Annotated in this window: 17 protein-coding genes; 7 read left to right on the forward strand and 10 right to left on the reverse strand. The window is 72.7% G+C overall.

The genetic code is table 11. From position 1 onward, the window contains the following. Positions 1–28: 28 nt before the first annotated feature. Positions 29–967, reverse strand: coding sequence for a class I SAM-dependent methyltransferase (locus tag ABEA93_RS31315; RefSeq protein WP_345679234.1), 939 nt, complete (start codon positions 965–967; stop codon positions 29–31). 580 nt (positions 968–1,547) lie between these two features. Between ABEA93_RS31315 and ABEA93_RS31320 the strand changes: the two genes are divergently transcribed. From ABEA93_RS31320 to ABEA93_RS31330, 3 genes are all read left to right on the forward strand, one after another. Then, the gene (locus ABEA93_RS31320; protein ID WP_345679235.1) at positions 1,548–2,318 is read left to right on the forward strand and encodes a DUF317 domain-containing protein; all 771 of its coding nucleotides are present in this window, start codon (positions 1,548–1,550) and stop codon (positions 2,316–2,318) included. 96 nt (positions 2,319–2,414) lie between these two features. Then, positions 2,415–2,759 carry a hypothetical protein gene (locus tag ABEA93_RS31325; protein WP_345679236.1) on the forward strand — a complete coding sequence of 115 codons (345 nt, stop codon included), beginning with the start codon at positions 2,415–2,417 and terminating at the stop codon, positions 2,757–2,759. A 758-nt stretch (positions 2,760–3,517) separates the two neighbouring features. After that, on the forward strand, positions 3,518–4,201 hold the full coding sequence (locus tag ABEA93_RS31330; protein WP_425585175.1) for a response regulator transcription factor: 684 nt from the start codon (positions 3,518–3,520) through the stop codon (positions 4,199–4,201). Between the two features lie 72 nt (positions 4,202–4,273). On the opposite strand, the gene ABEA93_RS31335 is transcribed toward ABEA93_RS31330, so the two are convergent. Beyond that, positions 4,274–4,612 carry a YciI family protein gene (locus ABEA93_RS31335; protein ID WP_345679237.1) on the reverse strand — a complete coding sequence of 113 codons (339 nt, stop codon included), beginning with the start codon at positions 4,610–4,612 and terminating at the stop codon, positions 4,274–4,276. A gap of 78 nt (positions 4,613–4,690) precedes the next feature. Next, positions 4,691–5,662: a zinc-binding dehydrogenase gene (locus tag ABEA93_RS31340; protein ID WP_345679238.1), complete on the reverse strand. Its 972-nt coding sequence runs from the start codon at positions 5,660–5,662 to the stop codon at positions 4,691–4,693. Between the two features lie 592 nt (positions 5,663–6,254). On the opposite strand from ABEA93_RS31340, the gene ABEA93_RS31345 reads away from it, so the two are divergent. After that, entirely contained in the window at positions 6,255–7,166 is a 912-nt protein-coding gene (locus ABEA93_RS31345) for a hypothetical protein (RefSeq protein WP_345679239.1), read from the forward strand. Positions 7,167–7,201: 35 nt separating this feature from the next. On the opposite strand, the gene ABEA93_RS31350 is transcribed toward ABEA93_RS31345, so the two are convergent. The 5 genes from ABEA93_RS31350 to ABEA93_RS31370 all read right to left on the reverse strand — a co-directional run bounded on the left by ABEA93_RS31350 (position 7,202) and on the right by ABEA93_RS31370 (position 10,640). Further along, positions 7,202–8,224, reverse strand: coding sequence for a 1-aminocyclopropane-1-carboxylate deaminase/D-cysteine desulfhydrase (locus ABEA93_RS31350; protein WP_345679240.1), 1,023 nt, complete (start codon positions 8,222–8,224; stop codon positions 7,202–7,204). A 52-nt stretch (positions 8,225–8,276) separates the two neighbouring features. After that, positions 8,277–9,098, reverse strand: a complete 822-nt coding sequence (locus ABEA93_RS31355; RefSeq protein ID WP_345679241.1) for an SDR family NAD(P)-dependent oxidoreductase — start codon at positions 9,096–9,098, stop codon at positions 8,277–8,279. A gap of 158 nt (positions 9,099–9,256) precedes the next feature. Then, on the reverse strand, positions 9,257–9,727 hold the full coding sequence (locus ABEA93_RS31360; RefSeq protein WP_345679242.1) for a nuclear transport factor 2 family protein: 471 nt from the start codon (positions 9,725–9,727) through the stop codon (positions 9,257–9,259). 72 nt (positions 9,728–9,799) lie between these two features. Further along, on the reverse strand, positions 9,800–10,243 hold the full coding sequence (locus ABEA93_RS31365) for a nuclear transport factor 2 family protein (RefSeq protein ID WP_345679243.1): 444 nt from the start codon (positions 10,241–10,243) through the stop codon (positions 9,800–9,802). 97 nt (positions 10,244–10,340) lie between these two features. Beyond that, positions 10,341–10,640 carry an antibiotic biosynthesis monooxygenase family protein gene (locus ABEA93_RS31370; RefSeq protein ID WP_345679244.1) on the reverse strand — a complete coding sequence of 100 codons (300 nt, stop codon included), beginning with the start codon at positions 10,638–10,640 and terminating at the stop codon, positions 10,341–10,343. A 276-nt stretch (positions 10,641–10,916) separates the two neighbouring features. Here ABEA93_RS31370 and ABEA93_RS31375 point away from each other — a divergent pair, with 276 nt between their 5' ends. Together ABEA93_RS31375 and ABEA93_RS31380 are read left to right on the forward strand one after the other, a co-directional pair. Further along, positions 10,917–12,611, forward strand: coding sequence for an FAD-dependent monooxygenase (locus tag ABEA93_RS31375; RefSeq protein ID WP_345679245.1), 1,695 nt, complete (start codon positions 10,917–10,919; stop codon positions 12,609–12,611). After that, positions 12,608–13,468, forward strand: coding sequence for an NAD(P)H-binding protein (locus ABEA93_RS31380; protein ID WP_345679246.1), 861 nt, complete (start codon positions 12,608–12,610; stop codon positions 13,466–13,468). The genes ABEA93_RS31375 and ABEA93_RS31380 overlap by 4 nt, the downstream gene beginning before the upstream one ends. A 57-nt stretch (positions 13,469–13,525) precedes the next feature. On the opposite strand, the gene ABEA93_RS31385 is transcribed toward ABEA93_RS31380, so the two are convergent. After that, on the reverse strand, positions 13,526–13,975 hold the full coding sequence (locus ABEA93_RS31385) for a DUF6640 family protein (protein WP_345679247.1): 450 nt from the start codon (positions 13,973–13,975) through the stop codon (positions 13,526–13,528). 152 nt (positions 13,976–14,127) lie between these two features. Beyond that, positions 14,128–15,660 (reverse strand): MFS transporter, encoded by a 1,533-nt coding sequence (locus tag ABEA93_RS31390; RefSeq protein ID WP_345679248.1) that lies wholly within the window; start codon positions 15,658–15,660, stop codon positions 14,128–14,130. A 273-nt stretch (positions 15,661–15,933) separates the two neighbouring features. Between ABEA93_RS31390 and ABEA93_RS31395 the strand changes: the two genes are divergently transcribed. Beyond that, a complete protein-coding gene (locus ABEA93_RS31395) occupies positions 15,934–16,563 on the forward strand; it encodes a TetR/AcrR family transcriptional regulator (protein WP_345679249.1) in 630 nt (209 codons plus the stop codon). Positions 16,564–16,623 lie beyond the last annotated feature (60 nt).

The following is a 16,623-nucleotide window of genomic DNA, read 5'->3' on the forward strand; positions in this document are numbered from 1 at the left end:
TCACGGTGACCGCCGACACCGCCAAGGCTCAGGACCGCGGCTCCGCCACGGCCACGCGGCCCGAACGCAGCGACGACCGCCCCCGGGGCGGGCCGCCGAGCCGGTGCGCGAGAGTGAGGAGGTCGTCGTCCGACACCGCCCGAAATCCGTGCGCGGCGAACAGCTCGGCCATCTGCGGGGGCCGCCACAGCGACCGCCACGGTTCGGCGGATGTGGCCGAACTGCCGAGTACCCGCGCCAGCAGCCTTCCGGCCCGCGCCCGCACCGACGGAGCCTGGTAGTTGACGACCAGCGCACTGCCCGGCGCGGTCCGCGCCGCGATCGCCGTGATCGTGGCCCGGACCTGACCGCGCGTGAGGTACGGGACCACGCCCTCCCAGAGCCACACCGTCGGCGCGGACGAGTCGTGTCCCGCCGCCTCCAACGCCGCACCGAGATCGTCGACGGCGAAGTCCACCGGCGTGAACCGCACGGACCGGGCCAGGGCCGGGAGATCCTCGGCACTGCCGCCGTCCTCGCCGCTGACGCCGTCCTCGCCCCTCGCGCCGTCCGGCGCCGCGACTTCCGCAAGGCGGGCCTGCTTGTCCTGCTGGGACGCCGGATGGTCGACCTCCCACACATCCGTCCGGGCCAGCTCGGGCAGACGCCACGCGCGCGTGTCCAGCCCCGCACCCAGGATCACCAGTTGGCCGCCCGCCCTGGCGCGGACCGCGTCGTCGATCGCGACCGTCCGCGGAACGACCACCTCCGCGCAAGCCCGCACGCTCTCGTACCCGGTACGCGCCCGCCACCCCTCCGGGGGCGTGCCCGCCCGGACCTGGTCGACCGGCGTACGCTCTCCGTCGCGCAGCAGCCGCCCCGCCACCGGATCCGCGAAGCGGCCGGGCGCGACGATGCCGTCCGCGGCCGCACGCCCCTGGCAGACCAGCACCGCCGTCCGACTCGCCGCACGCTCACGCTCGTCCATGGAGCCATCGTGCCGCACGGCGTCCCGCGAGGGGCATCTCGCCCCGTCGGGTAATCGGCGCGCCGCCCGCGCCACATTCACTCCGCGTCGGAAATGTAAATAGGACTTACCAAGAACACCGGTCTGATCTGCGGGAATTCGGCAGGGGCATTCCGGCGCGGCCCCCGGAGGGCGCAAGCTGGCCGACCTTCGCCCGTGCGGGTGGAGATCCGTGCACCGGCAATCATCCGTTGACGCGGAATCCGCGCGGGCGTAAAGGTATATCCCCTGCACTTCTCGTCGCATTCGGGGGAGGCGGACAAGAGTTCCGTCCGGGCCGCCGAGTGCCGCCCGAGTCGAAGCTCGAAGCCGCAGTTCGCGACCGATTCCGGAGAGTTGGTTGGCGAGACGGCGACCGAGCCCGACCGCGGGCGGCTCGATTTGCCGACGACTCGAACAGCGGGGACCCGTTGCGCGGGATATTCGTCGATGGTGCGCACATTGCGGCGCGCATCGGCATTCGCGGCGGGCATCGATTTCCGAACACGCGCAGCACGGCAATCCGAAGACACCGCGAAAGCAGAGCAGAGGAGCCTGGGAAGTGTCCGTCGGCCGCAGTCACTCCGTCGTCGTGTCCGTGCCGCCTCGGTTCGCCGGCGGCGCCGACGCCGAGCCGGCGTTCGAGGTGATACGCGCCGGAGGATGGTCGATGGTCGCGGACCCGGCCGCCAACGTCCATGCCCGCCACCCCGGCGGCCTCGTCTACGCGGGCTGGTTGCCCGCCGCCGGCGTCTGGACCTGGCGCATCCGGTGCACGGACGGCCTCCGCACGTCCGTGCTGTGGACCGCGGACTTCAGCGACGACGCGCCGACCGCCGCCGTGGCCGCCTACCTCGGTGCGCTGGCCGACGGGCTCCGCGACGGACCGGGGCCGTGCGCGCCCGACGCCGGCCCGGGCGGACCCTTCTGTCCCGACATCGCGACCGCGCACGCGCACTTGGCCGCCGCCGGATGGGAAATCCGGGAGTTGAACGGCTGGTTCATCGAGGCCCGGCACGGCGACGGCGACCTGCTCGTCGCGTACGGGACTCTCGCGCCGAAGTGGCACATCCCCTGGATGCTGCGCGTCGGCTCGGGTTGGGCGGTGAGGTGCACGGTCGGCGGGGACGGCCCGGAAGCGTGGCGGGCGGTGTTCGACGGCGACGCCCCGATGGCCGCGGTTGCCGCGTTCCTCGCCGCCGCCACCGCCCCCGGACCCGTCGCCTGCTACGCCGACAGCCTCAGCAGCGACGTCTTGGCCCGTCACGGGGAAGGCACGCGCCTGCGGCGGCAGCGGCCGACCACGGACCCGAGGGAGCGGTTTCCGTCATGACCGCTTCCCCGCACCGCCCTACCCGCAGCCCCCGACCGTCGACCACGCGTCCGGCAGCCCGCCGGACGCCCTCCTCCGAAGGACTCAGATTCCGCCATGCGCTTCCGCATTCCCACCGAGCCGGTGGGTCAGCGCCTGTCTGTCAGACAGCTGACCGCCGTGCATGTCACGCAGTGCGGCGTCGACTTCGACGGCCCCGTCTACCCGCCCGGTGTGACCGTCGAACTACCCGAGGGTGCCCTGGTGATGATCACCCGCATCGGGACCGGCGAGTTGGGCCTCGACACCGTAGGTGTCCTGCTCGCGATGGCCGATCCCGACACCGGGCGGCTGCGCCAACTCCACGACGAGTACCCGGCCGAAAGCGTCGACGCCGTCGTGCGCTACCTCATCCCCGACCTGCTCGCGCACCTCGAACGCCGAGCCCCGGCGCACCGCTGACGCCGACCGCGACGTGTCCGCGAACTCGACCCGGCGAAACAGGCGTTCGACGGTTTTGCCCGTGCGGCAATTCCCGGGAACACGGAAATGGCACGGGATTTCCCCGGCGCCTCCCCCGCAAGGATCAACCCGGACGAAGTTCGCCCGTGCGGGTGGATAGCCCTTCTCGGGTAATCAGCCGTTGACGGGAATCGTTTCCCGCGTGAAGGTGTGTTCCTGGCACTTCGCGGCCCGAGGGGGGCGGCAGCGGACGGACGGCCTGCGTGCCCCCGGATGCCACTAACTCGGGTGCTTGAGAAACCGCAACCCCCGTGGATTTCGAACGGGTTGGTGGGTCGCACGGCGGCCCCCGCACCAGCCTCTGGAGGTATCCGTTGCCCGGAACAACGCGCGGCGACGGCCGAAGACCTCGGCCGCGGCTCCGCTCTCGATTACGCACGGCTGTCGGCGGCGTCCCGCACGTGAGGATGCGCCGCATCGGCCCGGCCACGGTTCCGAGCGCCAAGCGGCTCGGCCGGATGCTCCACCAGCACGCACGCGCAACGACCGCCACCGGTTCGGCACGCGACGGAAATTGCGTCGGCCGCCGCACGGTGCCGACGGGCGGACGATCCGGTTCGACACGGATCACTTTTTCCGGCAGGTAGCAGTGAGGCGCCCGCTGCCGCGGCACGGGGTGGTCCCGGCACTCGGGGGGTGTCGGGAGCTCCCCGCCTCCTCACGCAACGGCGGCCGGCGGCGTGCAAAGGAGCATGTCGATGTCGATCCATCCGGAACTGGTCCACGCCGCGATCCTCGCCGCGGTCGGCCGTCACGGCATTCCGCTGAGTTCGGCGGACATCGAGAAGATCGTCGATGCGGTCGTGCGGTCGATCGGCTCCGCGCGGCCGCACTTCCCGCCGCATCCGGGCAGCCCGCTCAATACCCGGGAAATCGAGATCGTGGCCGGTATCGCGCGCGGCAGCACGAACAAGGAAATGGCGTGTTCGCTCGGCCTGTCGCCGTTCACCGTCAAAAGCCATCTGAACCGCATCACCGCCCGGGTGGGCGAACGGGACCGGGCGGGTCTGGTGGGTTTGGCCTACCGGGAGGGCTGGCTGACCGGCCTGCCCGCCGAGCCGCGGGAGGCCGTCGAACTGAAGCCCGACCACCTCGACGTCCTCGAAGGCATGGCCCACGGACGCAGCAATGCGGAGATCGCGGAGCGCCTCGTATTGTCCGAGGAAGCGGTCCGTTCCCGGGCCCGCGGACTGTTCGAGGTGCTCCGCGCACGCACGCGTGCGCACGCGGTGGCGCTCGGGTACCAGCATGGCCACCTCGTGGCGGTGCCCCGGGGGGCCGGCACCGCCACGTCCGCTCCGGGCGTCCGGGTGCGCGTGGGCACCGTCCGGAAATGCCCTCTGCGGCCGCGTACTTCGGCGGGCGGACGAGGATTGCCGTAGGTGCGCCGTGCCGAGACCCGGAGCCCCGTGCCCCACGGGGGCACGGGGGCACAGGGGCGCGGGGACGCGCGGTCACACCGGGAGGGCGTCTCCGGGGAAGCCGAAACACGCGTGCACGTCGCAGGTCATCATCCCGGCTTGCACACAGGGGTCCCCGGCCATGATCTCCTCGGCTTCCTCGGCCGGGACGGTCATGATCGCGATGCCGGCCATGGTGTCGGAGGCGACCGGGCACAGGATCGCGATGACGCCGTCGGCGCGCAACGACACCATTCGGCGCTGGTGTTCGCGTTCCACGGCGTCCGCGCCGTCCATGGTCCGCCCTGGCGCCCACCGCAGGAGTGCCACGCTGTAGGGCTTCGCGCTCGCCGCCAGAGCCTGGATCTGCTCGTCGGTCACGGTCGTGGTCATGGTGTCTCCCTGCTTCTCGATGTGCGCGGCCAACGAGACGATGATCCTGCAGTCCGCTGCCCGCGGCCGATTCCGCGGTCAGTTCATGGTGATCAGTGTCTTGCCGAGGGCCTGGCGCGACTCGATGGCGGCATGCGCGGCCGCGGCCCGGTCCAGCGGGAAGGTCTGGCCGACCATGGGGCGGACGCGGCCCGCCGCCGCGGCGGCCATGATTTCTTCGGCCCAGCCGTGCATGCGCGGGCCGAACGTGAACAACTGGTCCAGCGCGAGCACCCGCACTCCGCGGTCGTGCGCCTCGTTCGGGTCGACGACGGTGGGTTCCCCGCTGGAGGCACCGTGCACCGAGAAGCGGCCTCCCCGTGCGATGACCTCGAACGCGGCGCGTCCGATAGCGCCGCCGACGCCGTCGAAGACCACGTCGGGGCCGCCGCCGGTCACCTCGCGCACCCGCTCGGCCCACCCCGGCTCGGAGTAGTCCACGACGGCGGCGGCCCCCAGCGCGCGGGCCGCGTCCAGCTTCCTGGTGCCGCGCGCGGCGGCGACCACGTGCGCGCCTGCGGCCGCCGCGAGTTGCACGAGGATGCTGCCGACCCCGCCGGCCGCGGCTTCGACGAGGACCCAGTCGTCCGGCTTGATCTGCGCGCCTTCGACCAGCCCCAGGGCCGTACTGCCGTCCGTGTGCAACGCGAGAGCGACGGACAGGTCCAGCCCGTCCGGGACCGGGATCAGCTCGCCCGCATCGGCCACCGCACGTTCCGCGAACCCGCCGGTCTCCCCCGTGCCGGCGAGCACCCGCCGGCCGACCCACGCCGAGTCCGCTCCGTCACCCACCGCGCCGACCCGCCCGGCGACCATGCCCCCGGGGACGAACGGCAGTTCCGGCCGTTCGTGCCATCGGTCGGTGCCCGCCCGGATCTGCGTCTCGACGAACGTCACCCCGGCGAACGCGACATCGACCAGAACCTGCCCCGCCCCGGGAACCGGGTCCGGCGCTTCCCGCAGGACCATGACCTCGGGTCCCCCGAACCGTGTCACGAAAACCGCGCGCATGCTGCAGCCCCTCTCGGTCTCGTCCCGACCGGTCCGCCGGAACGCTCTACCGCGTCGAACGATCGGCATGCCGGGAACATTCGATCCCGGTGTGTGAGGAACCCGATAGCCGTATCCCCGCCGGCGCCCGCTTGGTGACATAGCCCCCGCAGCCCTGGTAGGCATGACGGAGCCGAGCGCAAGCGAGGAGGAACGACACATGAGCGACGAGCTGAGCGATGCAGCCAAAGCCGCCATACGACGGGCCGACCGGCGCGAGGGCGAAATCCGTAGAGACGTGCTGAGAGGTGCCCCCGTGCGGGGGCTTCGCCCCATGGCACCTTCCGAGAGAGTGGCTTCCGCCCAGGCCGCGCGGGACAGGGCCAACAAAAGCGTCGGCCTTACCCCGTCACCTGGCCTGTCAGCCGCCGAGAAGCGGCGCTTCGGCCTGGAGTACGTCCCGGGCACCTGACATCCGCGCCGGCGTGCCTTGCGGTCGTCCGTGTTACCGCGGGAAACGGACAAACCCCGGGGCGGGCTGAAGCGTCTGGCAGCCTTGGACGCGATCGGTCCGATCGAAGGAACGCCGCGTGGTGATACGGGAGGCGGCCAGATGACGGTCCACTACGCCAGTTACGGCTCCAACATGGACGACCGGCGCTTCAAGCCGTACGTCCTGGGCGGACCGGTCCCGGGAACGGACATCGTGGAGCGGGGAAGCAGCGACCGCACACCGATCGACTTGGACCGCAGCCAACTCGTGCAAGTGCCCGGACTTCTGTTCACCGCCGGGAACTCCCAGCGCTGGGAAGGAAAGGGCGTCGCCTTCGTCGACCTGGCGGACGGTCAGGGGCACGAGACCATCATGCGCACCTACCCGCTGTCCGAACAGCAGTTCGCCGACGTGGTGACGCAGGAACTCGACGCGGGGGAACCCCTCCGCGTCGATATCGACCGGATCGTCGAGCAGGGCGCCGTGCAGGTCTCCCCGGGGGCGTACGGCACGGTGTTCCATCTCGGCAACATCGACGGCGAGCCGCTGCTCACGTTCACCGCCCCGTTCCGCGCCGACGAGGTCGTGCACAACAAGCCGAACGCGGCGTACGTGAACCGCATCAGGGACGGCCTCGTCAACGCGGGCTTGGACGCGGACGCCGCGAAGGCCTACGTCCATGCGACGCCGGGAAGCAAGCTCGGCCTCACGGTTCCGGCGCACGTGGCGGCGAACCGGGAAGGCCCCCAGTCCGGCCGGCGGGGCGCTTCGGCATCACTCACCCCGCCGGGCCGGTCCCGTGGGATCGGCTCTCGGCACCGCGGGGAACGCGTCCCGGCGTCGCCGTTGCCGACCCCACTGGCCCATATCGCCGCGGCGATTCCCAGCGTCCGGCGGATGGCCGAGAGCTACGCCCGGTTGGACCGCGGATGGGATCCTCGCGGGCGCCTGACCAACCCCGGCGGAGGCCTCACGGTGTACCGCCGCGACGGCGGCGTCGACAAGGCGCTGGACCAGGGGCTGAACCACTGACCTGGCGTCGGCCGGTCCTCGGCGGCGGCCAGGGTTCAGCGAGGCCCGTAGGTGTGGAGGTACAGCACCGTGCCGTTGCCCAGGTCGCCTCGGTTGTTCAGGGCGCGGACGGCGGCCAAAGCCTTTGCGGTGTAGACCGGTTCGAGGTCGGGGCCGCCGGCGGCGCGGGAGTCTTCGATGATGCGGTCGGCCTCGGGGGTCGGGTGGCCGTAGCCGGCGCCCAGCCAGTCGCGGGTCATCGTGACGTCCTCCGGGCACAGGCCGGCGATGCGGAGGTCGCCGGTGCGCTTGCGCAGCAGCCGTGCCGTCTTGTTGGCCATCGCGGTGATGTGGGCTGCGTCAAGTGGCAGTTGGTCGTTGACGACGACGCCCGTGACGCGGGTGCGGAGCCCGGCGAGGCGCAGGCCGAGGGCGAGTCCGGCCGCCGTGCCGCCGCTGCCGACCGGGAGAACCACGTGCGACGGCTCCGGCAGGTCGCCGGCCCGGACCTGGGCGGCGATCTCCAGGCCGCATTCGACGTACCCGAGCATGCCGACGGGTGACGAGCCACCGGTCGGCAGCACGTACGCGGGCCGGAACCGGCCGCCGGCGAACCGGCCGTGGCGCAGGATCAGCCAGGGCGCGAGCAGGTAGGTGCGCCGCTTGGTCCGCGTGCGGTGGATCGTCGCACCGGACGCCTCAAGACGTGCGAGCTGCGCGCGCACGTGGTCGTCCACCGGCTGGTCGACGAGCGCGAGCGCGACCCGCACGCCGTGCGCCTGCGCGAACCGCGCGGTGGCCAGCCCGTGGTTGGTGCCCAGCGCGCCGAAGGTGAGGATCGTCGGCGAGCGCCGTGCCTGCGCGTCGGCGATGATCCACTCGAGCTTGCGGATCTTGTTGCCGCCCCAGAGGTCGCCGAACACGCTCTCGTCCTTGACCCACACGTCGGCCGGGCCGTCGGCGAGTCCGGGGGCCAGCCGGGCGACCGGCGTCGGCCGGTCGCCGAGCGGGACGTGCCGGAAGAACGGCGCGTCCGGATCGTGGGAGGGGAAACGCTCGTGCAGCAGCGGAGTGTCCACGGTGACCAGCGTACGGATCACTCGGCCTCGCGGGTCACTTCGCGGCGGCGGGTCAGAAGATGACGGAGGCGCCGCCGTCGACGGGGATGTTCAGGCCCGTGGTGAAGGATGCCTCCGGGCGGCACACGTTGACGATCCACCAGGCGACTTCCTCCGGGCGGCCGATGCGGCCGAGGGGGACGCGTTGGCGCTGGCGTTCGCGGAGTTGGGTGATCTGTTCCGGTGTCAGGCCCGCGCTCTCGATGATCGGAGTGTCCACCGGCCCCGGGGAGACCGCGACGACCCGGATGCCCCGGGGGGCGAGTTCGAGGGCCCAGGTGCGGGTGAGGAAGTCCAGGCCCGCTTTGGCCGCGCCGTAGACGGACTGGCCGGGCCAGCCGCGGCCCGCGCCCGCGGTGGAGACGTTCACCACCGCGCCCTTGGCATCGGCGAGGTGCGGCAGCGCGGCTTGGGTGAGGAACAGCGGGGCGAGCAGGTTGGTGGCCACCTGGGCCTGCGCCTCGCGCACGTCGATCGCGCCGAGGGGGGCGATCCGTACCTGCGCGGCGTTGTTGACCAGGATGTCGATGCCGCCGAGGAGGTCGAGGGCGGTCTCGACGATCGCCGCCGGAGCCTCGGGGGCTCCGACGTCGGCGGCGAGGCAGTGCACCCGCGGATGCTCGCGGGCGGTCTCCGCCAGCGTGGCCGCGGTGCGTCCGACGACCAGGACGCGGGCGCCCGCGGCGGCGAACGCGTGCGCCGCGGCCCGGCCGATCCCGGTGCCGCCCCCGGTCACGACGACCCGGCTGCCGAGCAGGGCGTCGTCGGGGCGGGGAACGGCAACGGAGGCATCGAAGGCATCAGACGTGTCGGACCTGTCGGGGGTGCCGGGCATGGGGATTCCTTCCGGTCGGCAGGGGTCAGGGCGGTCGGCGCCGGGCAAGGCAGCGCGTTCCGATGCCGCTCCCAGCGGCCTTCGGCACGCAACCCCGGCCCGGCACACGACCGCCCCTCCCCCGGCTGCGGTCTTCTCGGACGAGTGGGGAGGCCGCCTCAGATGCCCGTGCGCCGCCCGTCGTCGCCCACCGGGGACCACCACAGGTTCGCCCGGGTGGCGCCGTCGCCGAAGAGGCCGCCGCGGCCCTCGTACACGCGGCCGTCCCGCCAGCGCAGCAGGTGGGCGCCTTCGATGGCCAGGAAGTCGTAGGGCGAGGACACCCCCTCCGGGGCGTGGCCCCGCTTGCCGCTGATGCGGTAGACGTCGAGTGTGATGCCCTTGCCGGCGTCGACGAGCACGTCCAGCGTCTCGGACTTCATGACGCCGCCGCACGCCTCTATCAGCTTGGCGGTGGACGCGAGGTAGGCGTCCAGGCCCTCGTGCCAGCCGGCCTGGTGGTGGTTGCCGGGCATCTGGAAGCGGACGTCCTCCGTCCAGTACTCCAGGGCGCGGTCCCGGTCCAGGGACATCAGGGCGTCGTACGCTGCGGCGACCCGGTCGGCCGTCAGTTCCGTGCTCTTCGGCATGGCGGTACTCCTGTCCGCGGTGGGGCGGGTCGTGGTCGGCCGGCCGCGTCGTCGGGCCGGAGGCGGGGTGGCTCAGTCGGTCGCGTCGTGGACGACGAGGCGGTCCTGCACGAGCCATTCGCCGTCGCGGCGGACGAGGATGTCCGCGCCGGTGCAGCTGAGGTGGAAGACGCCTTTCCCGCCGCGCGGCGTCTCGAAGACGAGCGCGTAGTACATGGTGTGGACGGTGCCGTCCGCGCGCTGCTCGGCGTCGACCATGCCGAACCAGTGCCGGCGCACCAGGCCCCGTTCGGCGAGGCCGGCCAGGGCGGCGCGGCCCAGTTCGGCGATCGCGGTCCGGCCGCGGCACGGCTCGGGGACGACGTTCTGCGCGAAGACCCCGTCCTCGGTGAATCCCGCCGTCCAGGCGTCGGTGCGGCCGTCGTCGAGGTGGCGCATGTGACGGGCGTAGAAGGCGTTGATCTCCGCGTACATCTCCGCGGTGACGGGGCCGGCGGCCTCTGTCTGTGCGGTCATAGGTGCATCTCCTCGCTGATCGTGCGGGGGTTCCGCCGGAGGTGTGCGGGGCGACAAGGCGGGCGGGCCGCGGAGCGGAAAGCGGCGGCGCACCGCGTCACGCGGGGAGCGGGAAACTCGCGCTGACCACGTCGCCGGTGTGCGGGTCGCCCTTCATGAGCGTGAACATGGGCTCCAGCCGGGCGTGGAACTCCGGGTGGGCCATGGCGTTCGCGAGCGACTCGTGGTCGACCCACTCGGCGATGTTGAAGTAGACGGACGGGTCCTTCCGAGAGCGCACGAACGCGTACCGGAGGAAGCCGGGCTGCGTCTCCATGAACGCCGCGGCGTGCGCGTAGATGCGCTCCAACTCCTCGGCGGATCCAGTCAGTTCGAGTCGGTTGACGAACGCGATCACGGTGCCTCCCGGCGGTGGCGTGCGGCGGACGGGTTCGCAGCCCACCGTCGCGCCGTCCGCTGAAGGCGCGCTGGAGCGCCGGTCGAGCACGGCCGTGCCCGCCCCGAAATCAGCCCCCACGGGCGGCCTCGATCCGTCGTCGACCCGCCTGCGACGGGTCCGCGAGCCGCCGCGGCGAGCCTGGGGTGGGCCCGGCCCCTTCCGCGGTCCGGCCTGTTCCGGCGCGGGCCGCGCCGGGACGCCCCCCTGACCGCCGGCGACCTCCTTGGGAGCGACGTGTACGACGAACGAGTCCCTGTCCTCATCATCGGCGGCGGCCTGGCCGGGCTGTCCGCCGCGGTGTTCCTCGGCCTGCACGGCGCGCCGCCGATGCTGGTGGAGAAGCACCCGACCACGAGCACGGTGCCGAAGGCGCGCGGGCAGTACCCGCACACCATGGAGGCGCTGCGGATCGCCGGTGTGGCCGACGAGATCCTGTCGGCGTCGCCCGGTGGAACGGGCGATTTCTACATGGCGGTCGCCGAGTCCCTGACCGGTGCCGTGACGCTGGACATCAACACGGACGGCCAGATGCAGATGCTGCACGTCTCCCCGGAGGCGTGGGCGATGGCCAGTCAGGAGCGGACGGAGGCGATCCTCGCCGAGCGCGCCGTGGGCCTGGGCGCGCGGGTCTGCTTCTCGACCGAGCTGGTCGCGTTCGAGCAGGACGCGGACGGCGTGACGGCGGTCCTGCGCGATGCCGGCACGGGCGCGCAGCGCACGGTCCGCGCCGACTACCTGGTCGCCGCGGACGGGTGGCGCAGCCCGATCCGCGAAGCCCTGGGGGTCGGCACGCACAGCCGGGGCACGCTCGGGCATCTGGTGCGGGTCTTCTTCGACGCCGACCTGCACGACGTCCTCGCGCACGTCGACGGGGTCGCCGACGCCCGCAAGTTCGCGCTGTGGCACCTGACGCAGCCGTTTCCGTCGATCTTCTACAACATCGACCTGCCGGGCCGCTACGGCTTCATCGGCACGCTGACCCCGGAGCCGCTCCGGCCCGAGACGATGCCGCCGGGCTGGTTCGCCGATCTGGTGCGTACCGGACTCGGCCTGCCAGACCTGGAGTTGACCGTCACCGAGGTCGGCGAGACACCGTTGCTCGCCTACGTGGCGAACGGGTTCTCGCGCGGCCGCGTCCATCTGATCGGCGATGCCGCCCGCGTCGTTCCGGCACCGGGCGGGCTCGGCGGCAACACCGCGGTCATGGACGGGTTCTACCTGGCGTGGAAGCTCGCGCTGGTTGTGCGCGGCCTGGCGGGCCCGGGGCTGTTGGACAGCCACGACGCGGAGCGCCGCCCGGTGTCCGACATGATCGCCGAGCAGCAGTTCACCAACACGGTCGTCCGGATGGCGCCCGAACTGGCCGACGGAAACGACGACATCGCCGAGCTGATCGACCCGGTGACGCAGGTGTTCGGATACCGCTGCGCGCACGCCGGCGCGGTCGTCCGCGAGCCGGGCGACGCCGGGGAACTGCTGGAGGACCCGACCGCACCGACCGGGCGCCCGGGATCGCGGGCGCCGTACGTGGTCTTGGAGCACGACGGCCTTCCGACGTCCACCACCGCGCTGTTCGGCCGCGGCTTCGTGCTGCTCACGGGCGCGGACGACGGCTCGGGACGCTGGGAGCGCGCCGCGCGGTCGGTGTCCGACCGGCTCGGCGTCGCCGTCGACGTGCAGCGGATCGGCGGTCCCGCCGGCGAGTTCGACCCGTGCGGCAGCGCCGGCCTGGTCGACCCGGCCGGCCAGTGGGCGAAGGTCCACGGGATCGCCGCGGGCGGCGCGGTGCTCGTCCGGCCCGACCGCTTCGTCGGCTGGCGGGCACCGGACGGCGCGGCCGACGACCCGGCCGCGGCGCACGCGCTGGAGACGGCGCTGCGGACGATCCTGCACCGGCTGCCGGGCGCCGACGCCGAGGAGCGGTCATGATCCTGGTCACCGGGGCCACCGGCACGGTGGGCGGCCGCGTCCTGCGGCGTCTGCGCGAAGAAGGCCGCCACGTGCGGGCGGTGACGCGCGATCCGGCGCGTGCCGCGTTCCCCGGCGACGTGTCCGTCGCCGCCTGCGACCTCGACGTGCCGAGCGGGCTCGACGAGGCCCTCGACGGCGTGGACCGGGTGTTCCTGATGTCGTTGGGCCACCACAAGGCGACGCACGACACGCGCGTCGTGGCCGCCGCACGCAAGGCGGGCGTGGTGCGGATCGTCCAACTGTCCTCGCTCGGCGTCGAAGAGGTCGCCGACCGGCAGGACAATCCCTTGGCGCGCTGGCACCGCGAGGCCGAGGAGGCGCTGTGCGCGTCGGGGATGGAGTGGACGGTCCTGCGTCCGGGCGGGTTCATGAGCAACGCGCTCTCGTGGGCGGACTCGGTGCGGGCCGAAGGTGTCGCGCGCGGCCCGGTCGCGGACATGCCGGAGGCGGTCGTGCACCCGGAGGACATCGCGGAAGTCGCCGTCCGCGCGCTGACGGACGACGGCCTGGTCGGCGAGACCGTCGCGCTGAGCGGCCCCGAGAGCCTGACGCCGCGGGCGCAGGCCGCCGTCCTGGCCGGCGTGCTGGGCCGCGACATCCGCTTCGAGAGCGTCCCGTTGGCCGTGCACCGGCAGAAGATGCTGGCCAAGTACTCGGCCGAGACCGTGGACGGGGTGCTCGCCGCTCTCGCCGACGTGCTCGCCGGCGGCGACGACCTGCGCGCACACGTCCTCCCCGGCGTCGAGCGGGTGCTCGGGCGCCCGGCGCGCACCTTCACCCGCTGGGTCTGCGAGAACCTCCACGAATTCCGGTGATTCCCGGCACCGGGACGGGTGCCGCCGCCACGCGGGCGGCGGCACCCGTTTGCCGTGTCAGGCTCCTGTGCGTGCCCCGCGCAGGCGGCGCTTCTCGGCGACGAACGCCGCCGCGTTCAGCGCGAGCGTCACGCCGGCCATGACCGGCTGCCCGGCCTTGCGGCTGCACCCCGGGTCGGTGAAGGCGGTGCCCGGGTACAGGATCGACGACATCTGGGTGATCCAGTACGCCGAGGCGCACGCCGTGGCCAGTTGCAGCGTCCCGTAGGTCCAGGGCCGGCGGCCCCACACGAAGTACAGCGTGGCCGCGCCCAAGGCGAGGCCGGTGCTCATGGTCTGCCCGTTGTGGAACTTCGCGTGCGGCGGCCAGTCGGGGTTGAACACGTGGGTGTCGTTCCAGTCCGCGATGTACGCGCCGCACATCGTGGTGAGCCCGGTGACGGTGAGGAGGACGCGCCCGGTGGTCGTGCGCGCGGTCCGGCCCGGTGCCGGGTCCGTGTCGTGCATGGTGGATCCGTTCGGTGGTTTCGGCAGGAGAGATCAGGAGGACTGCAGTGGGCAAGGCTGCTCCCCCGCCGGCGGCGCACGGGCCCGGTCCGGCCGCCACCGGACCGGGCCCGCGGCCCGGACGCATGCCGCCGCGCGCCCGGGCGCGCGGCTCAGATGGCGGCGCCTGCCATCTCCGGGTCGATCTCGTCCTTGCGGACACGGATCACCAGGGCCGCGACGAGGAACGCCGCGATCATCACGAAGCCCGCTATTCCGAAGGCCCGGGCGTACCCGTCGGCGTACGCGGCGCCGACACTGTGCGGGTCCGCCGCCGCGCCGAGGTCGGCCACCCGGTCCCGGGTGAGGTGCGCGGCAACCGTGCCGAGCACCGCCAGGCCGAGCGAACCGCCCACCTGCTGGCCGGTGTTGAGCACCGCCGAGGAGATGCCCGCCTCGTGGTCGTGCACCCCTGCGACGGCCGCCAGCGTCAGCGGCACGAAGCAGATCGCCACGCCCGCCCCGATGAGGAGCAGCGGGCCGAGCAGCTGCGCCGTGTAGCCGTCCTCCGCGGACAGTCGGGAGAACCAGAACAGCGCGCCCGCGGCGAGCAGGGTGCCGGTCATGAGCAGCGGTTTCGGGCCGATCTTCCCGACGAGCTGCCCGGCCACGCCGGCGAGGACCATGACGATCACCGCGAAGGGCAGGAACGCCAGACCGGTCTTCAGCGGGCTGTACCCGGCGACCTGCTGCATGAACAGCGTGAGGAAGTAGAACATCGCGAACAGCACCGCGCCGATGGCGAACATGATGATGTACGAGCCGGTGCGGTTGCGGTTGGAGAAGATGCTCAGCGGCATCAGCGGGTCGGAACTGCGGGCCTCGACCACGACGAAGAGGGCCAGCAGGACGAGGCCGCCGACGATCGGCCCCATGGTGAGCGCGTCGCCCCAGTCGTGCGTGGCGGCGTTCACCAGGCCGTAGACGAGCAGGGTGGCGCCCGCGGTGGCGGTGAGCGCGCCCGGCAGGTCGAGCGGCTCCTTGCGGGTGCGGCTCTCGCGCAGCACGCGGGGGCCGAGCAGGGCGAGGACGAGCGCGATGGGCACGTTCACGAACAGCACCCAGCGCCAGCTGAGCACGTCGGTGAAGACGCCGCCGAGGAGGTTGCCGATCGCTCCGCCCGCCCCGGACATGGCCGCGTACACGCCCATCGCCCGGTTGCGTTCCTTGCCCTCGGTGAACATCGTGGCGATCAGCGCCAGTGCCGCCGGCGCGACCATCGCCCCGCAGACGCCCTGGGCGGCACGGGCGGCGATCAGCCAAGCCTGGGTCGTCGCGAGGCCGCCGAGGAGCGAGGCGACGGCGAGCAGCGAGATGCCCCACAGGAACACGCGCCGCTGGCCGTACAGGTCGCAGGCGCGGCCGCCGAGCAGCAGCAGCCCGCCGAAGGCGAGGGTGTAGGCGTTGACGACCCATTCCAGGTTCGCCCACGAGAAGCCCAGCGAGTCCTTCATGGACGGCAGCGCGACGTTCACGATCGAGACGTCGAGCACGACCATGAGCTGGGCCGTCGCGATGACCGCGAGGGCGAGGCCGTTGTTGCGCCGTTCCGGTGTCGGCGGCGGTGCCGCCGTTCCGCCGCCGGCGCGGCCGTTCGGATGGGTGACGGAAGCCTCGACGGTCTTCCCGGTTGTTCTGTCGGTCACGGTGGTCGCTCCTGCGGTAGGGCTCCGCGTCGGGCGCGAGAGCCGTGCGGGCCGTGCGAGCGGGGGTTCGGAGGCGAACCGGTCGCGTCCGAACGCGGATTCGAGGCACGGGCTCGGAGACCAGCTTGTGGAACATTCTGTACTGGAGTTGACTTCGGCGCAAGTTGTTCCACAGTTCCGCGCGTCGGCGCGGACACATCCCGCGGCACCGGCCCGCGTGTCCGGCGTGCCCGCGCATTTACCGGGTCGACCTGCGATGGGAGAATCACCGCCATGCCCCGCAACAGCTCTTCGTCCGGCACCGCGCCCGCTTCCCTGGACCCCCGGGTCGTGCGCAGCCGCGCCGCCGTCCTCGGCGCGGCGCGGGAAATCCTCTTCGCGGAAGGCTGGGACGCGGTGACACACGCCTCCGTCGCGGCCCGGAGCGGCGTGGGCCGCACCACGCTCTACCGGCACTGGCCGGAGGCCGCCGACCTCATCCGCGACGTCATCGCCGAGCAGCTCGCCATCACCCGGATCGCCCCCACCGGGGACCTCCGCGAAGACCTGATCGCCCAGCTGGAGGCCTTCCGGCTCCAACTCCACGACCCCGGCATGGAGCGGGCGCTGCGCGTCATCATCGAGCGGGCCGGCTACCTCCCGGCGTTCACCGAGATGAAGGAAACGCTGTACCAGGAGGGCTCACGGGGCTTCCGGGAGATCCTGCGGCAGGCCAAGGCCGCCGGCGAAGTCGACGCACGCCTCGACGTCGGACGCGCGATCGACCAGCTCGCCGGGCCGCTCGTCTACCGGCGCTTCCTCGCCGGCCGCTCCTTCACCGCCGCGTACGTGCGGCACGTGGTCGACGACTTCCTCACCGCCCACGCCCCGCGCGACCCGGGCGCCGGCACCGCGAGCCCCTGACCCGGGCTCGTCCCCGACTCCAGACGCCCCCCGCAAGGTGGCCGTGCGGTCCTCCGCCGG

It is taken from the genome of Yinghuangia aomiensis (assembly GCF_039542225.1).
GTDB lineage: Bacteria > Actinomycetota > Actinomycetes > Streptomycetales > Streptomycetaceae > Yinghuangia > Yinghuangia aomiensis.

Excerpts from the sequence above, each read along its gene's own strand:
- ABEA93_RS31340 (WP_345679238.1), bottom strand. The coding sequence starts at position 5,662 with ATGCGCGCGGTTTTCGTGACACGGTTCGGGGGACCCGAGGTCATGGTC.
- ABEA93_RS31360 (WP_345679242.1), bottom strand. The coding sequence starts at position 9,727 with ATGCCGAAGAGCACGGAACTGACGGCCGACCGGGTCGCCGCAGCGTAC.
- ABEA93_RS31345 (WP_345679239.1), top strand. The coding sequence starts at position 6,255 with ATGACGGTCCACTACGCCAGTTACGGCTCCAACATGGACGACCGGCGC.
- ABEA93_RS31385 (WP_345679247.1), bottom strand. The coding sequence starts at position 13,975 with ATGCACGACACGGACCCGGCACCGGGCCGGACCGCGCGCACGACCACC.
- ABEA93_RS31380 (WP_345679246.1), top strand. The coding sequence starts at position 12,608 with ATGATCCTGGTCACCGGGGCCACCGGCACGGTGGGCGGCCGCGTCCTG.
- ABEA93_RS31315 (WP_345679234.1), bottom strand. The coding sequence starts at position 967 with ATGGACGAGCGTGAGCGTGCGGCGAGTCGGACGGCGGTGCTGGTCTGC.
- ABEA93_RS31335 (WP_345679237.1), bottom strand. The coding sequence starts at position 4,612 with ATGACCACGACCGTGACCGACGAGCAGATCCAGGCTCTGGCGGCGAGC.
- ABEA93_RS31395 (WP_345679249.1), top strand. The coding sequence starts at position 15,934 with ATGCCCCGCAACAGCTCTTCGTCCGGCACCGCGCCCGCTTCCCTGGAC.
- ABEA93_RS31365 (WP_345679243.1), bottom strand. The coding sequence starts at position 10,243 with ATGACCGCACAGACAGAGGCCGCCGGCCCCGTCACCGCGGAGATGTAC.
- ABEA93_RS31325 (WP_345679236.1), top strand. The coding sequence starts at position 2,415 with ATGCGCTTCCGCATTCCCACCGAGCCGGTGGGTCAGCGCCTGTCTGTC.
- ABEA93_RS31330 (WP_425585175.1), top strand. The coding sequence starts at position 3,518 with ATGTCGATCCATCCGGAACTGGTCCACGCCGCGATCCTCGCCGCGGTC.
- ABEA93_RS31355 (WP_345679241.1), bottom strand. The coding sequence starts at position 9,098 with ATGCCCGGCACCCCCGACAGGTCCGACACGTCTGATGCCTTCGATGCC.